The organism is Xanthomonas sp. SHU 308 (assembly GCF_000364645.1).
Classification (GTDB): domain Bacteria; phylum Pseudomonadota; class Gammaproteobacteria; order Xanthomonadales; family Xanthomonadaceae; genus Xanthomonas_A; species Xanthomonas_A sontii.
In genome coordinates this window covers 1-3,059 of sequence record NZ_AQOK01000545.1, presented here as the reverse complement: position 1 = coordinate 3,059, position 3,059 = coordinate 1, and the positions used below count along the sequence as shown (strand labels likewise).

Sequence of the window (3,059 nt, the reverse complement as noted above, 5' to 3'; positions counted from 1 at the left end):
CAGGCGCGCTGCCGGCCTCGCGGCGCAGCGCATCGAGGATGCGTTGCCCGGCGCGGCCGTCGGCCGGCTGCAGGCCCAGGCGTTGCTGCTCGGACTGGATCGCACGGCGGGTGGCGGTGCCGATGGCGCCGTCGGCCTGGCCGATGGGGTGGCCGCGCGCCAGCAGCAGGGTCTGCAGTTCGCGCCGCTCGGGGCGGCCCAGGCCGGGGTCGTCGGTCGGCCAGGCCGCGACCAGCCCCGGCTTGCCGCGCAGCCGGTCGGACAGCAGCGCGATCGCCAGCGCGTAGCTTTCGGCGGCGTTGTAGGCGTAGATCGCGTCGTAGTTGCGGAACACCAGGAACGCCGGGCCATGTACGCCGGCCGGGATCAGCACCGCCGCCGGCGTCTGCGCGGCCAGGGCCGGCAGCGCGCTGCCATCGGCGGCGGTGAGGCCACGCGCGCGCCAGTCCGACAGCGGCCGGCGCTGGGTGCGCCCGGCCAGCGCCGGGTCGAAGCCCGCCGGCAGCTTCACCTCCAGCCCCCACGGCTGGCCGCTCTGCCAGCCGGCCAGCTTGAGGTAGTTGGCGGTGGAGGCGAGCGCATCGGGAATGCTGGCGACCAGGTCGCGGCGGCCGTCGCCATCGCCGTCCACGGCGACGCGGGCGTAGGTGCTCGGCATGAACTGGGTATGGCCGAAGGCGCCGGCCCAGGAGCCGGTCAGGCCTTCGGGGCGCAGGTCGCCGGCCTGCAGCAGCTTCAGCAGCGCGAACAGCTCGCTGCGGAAGAACGGCTGGCGGCGGCCTTCGCAGGACAGGGTCAGCAGCGACACCAGCAGCGGGCGCTTGCCGGAGATGCGGCCGTAGTCGCTCTCCACGCCCCACACCGCGACCACCGTCTCCGGGTCGACACCGTACTGCTGCGCCACCTGCGCGAGCAGGTCGCGGTGCGTGGCGAGCATGGCGCGGCCGTCGTCGATGCGCTGGCTGTCGACCAGGCCGGCCAGGTAATCCCAGATCGGCGTGGTGAACTCGGGCTGGGCGTCGAGCAGCGGCAGCACGCTCGGGTCCGGCTGCAGGCCGGCGGTGAAGCGGTCGAAGGACGCCTCGGCGACACCCGCCTTCGCCGCAGCCGTGCGCAGGCCGGCCACGCAGCTGGCGAAGGCCGGATCGGGCGTGGACGGCGCCGCCGCGGGTGGGGTCTGCGCGAGCGCGCACGGGGCCGCCAGCAGCAGGATCCAGGCCAAACGCATCATCGCAACATCCTCGCCGACGGCAGGGCCGACATCATAAACAACCGCCGCGTGTGCGCTCCGCTCACGCGGCGCGGGCGGCAGGCACGCGACCGGCAGCGCGTTCCGAGCGTGGCCTGGTTGGCGGATCGCGCGGCACGACGTCGCGGCCGCGACACACATGGCGTTCGGGCCACTGCGGCATTCCGTTCGAAGCGCCAGAGGGCCAACGCTTGCCCCGCCAACGAACGGCGGCGCGACGCGCGACGCTCAGTCCAGCGCGTCGAGGTAGTACCAGCGCCCATCCTCGCGCACGAAGCGGCTGTGCTCGGTCATGCGCACGGCGCTGCCGCCGCCGATGCGATAGCGCGCCAGGAAGGCGACTTCGGCGCTGTCGGCGCCGGTCTGCAGCACGCGCTGCACGGTGAGGCCGAGCCACGCCGTGCGTGGATCGATCTCCACCTGCGGCGGGCAGGTCGACGGATGCCAGCTCGCGCGCAGGTAATCGGCGTCCTGGCGCACGTAGGCGCTGTAGCGGGAGCGCATCAAGGATTCGGCATCCGGCGCAGGGGTGCCGGCGTGGTACGGCCCGCAGCACTGCGCGTACTCGCGCGGACGGCCGCAGGGGCAGGGATCGGCAAGGCGCGGGGCGGACGGAGACATGTGCAGATTGTGCCGGCTGCGGCGACACGGCGCACGCCGCGCGCGCGTCGCGGCCGGTGGCGGCTATGCTTGCGGCCCCTTGCGCGGAGCGCCGGCGTGCTCGAGTCGATCCCCACCGAACTGCCCTGGCTGCTGTGCATCGCCTTCGTCGCCGGGCTGGTGGACGCGGCGGTGGGCGGCGGCGGCCTGATCCAGTTGCCCGGACTGTTCGCGACCTTGCCGCAACAGGCGCCCGCGGTGATCCTGGGCACCAACAAGTTCAGTTCCATGGCGGGCACCGGCACCGCCGCCTGGCGCTATGCGCGCCACGTGCGCCTGCCGTGGCGGCCGGTGCTGTATGCGACCGCCGCCGCGTTCGTGTTCGCCTTCCTCGGCGCCACGGCGGTGAGCCTGCTGCCGAAACAGGCGGTGCGCCCGCTGATCCTGGTGCTGCTGATCGCGATGCTGGGCTACACGCTGGTCAAGAAGGACTTCGGTGCGCTGCACCGGCCGCGCCACATCGGCCGCCGCGAACTGGCCATCGCGCTGGCGATCGGCGCGGCGATCGGCTTCTACGATGGCTTCTTCGGCCCGGGCACCGGCAGCTTCCTGATCTTCCTGTTCATCCGCTTCTTCGGCCTGGATTTCCTGCGCGCCTCGGCCGCCTCGAAAGTGGTGAACCTGGCCACCAACCTGGCCGCGCTGTGCTTCTTCGTGCCCAGCGGCAAGATCCTGCTGGCCGCGGCGGTGCCGATGGCCGTGGCCAACGTGGCCGGCGCGGTGACCGGCACCCGGCTGGCGCTGCGCGGCGGCACGCCGCTGATCCGGCAGTTGTTCCTGGTGCTGGTGGTGGTGCTGATCGGCAAGATGGGTTGGGATCTGCTGCACTGAGTGCAGTGCGCGGCACCGTGTGGTTGCCGCGTGTCTCCCCTCGCACCGATGTTGCCGCGCTTGCACCCGATCGGCACGGACGCAAGCGCCGCTCAGCCGCCGCGGCGCTTACCGCTCGCAGGCGCCGTCTTGGCTGCTGCAGCCTTGGCCGGCTTCGCAGGTTTGCTGCCTGTGCCTGCTTTCACCGGCTTCGCCGACGCCGACCGCGCGGCTGGCCGCGTTGCCGCGGACGCAGCTGCCGCAGCCGCGGTGGACGTGCGTGGCGCCTTCGCCGAGGTGGCCTTGGCCGAGGACGGCGCGGCACGCGTGCCGGCGCGTT

The 3,059-nt window shown here is 73.2% G+C and carries 3 protein-coding genes; 1 reads left to right on the top strand and 2 read right to left on the bottom strand.

From position 1 onward, the window contains the following. Both D588_RS25065 and D588_RS0116185 read right to left on the bottom strand, forming a co-directional pair. On the bottom strand, positions 1 to 1,228 hold a 1,228-nt coding region (locus tag D588_RS25065; protein WP_043085397.1), incomplete at its 3' end, for a lytic murein transglycosylase. 249 nt (positions 1,229 to 1,477) lie between these two features. Then, positions 1,478 to 1,870, bottom strand: a complete 393-nt coding sequence (locus tag D588_RS0116185) for a YchJ family metal-binding protein (protein ID WP_081613356.1) — start codon at positions 1,868 to 1,870, stop codon at positions 1,478 to 1,480. A gap of 96 nt (positions 1,871 to 1,966) precedes the next feature. Between D588_RS0116185 and D588_RS0116180 the strand changes: the two genes are divergently transcribed. Continuing rightward, on the top strand, positions 1,967 to 2,740 hold the full coding sequence (locus D588_RS0116180) for a TSUP family transporter (protein ID WP_017912277.1): 774 nt from the start codon (positions 1,967 to 1,969) through the stop codon (positions 2,738 to 2,740). Positions 2,741 to 3,059: the final 319 nt, after the last annotated feature.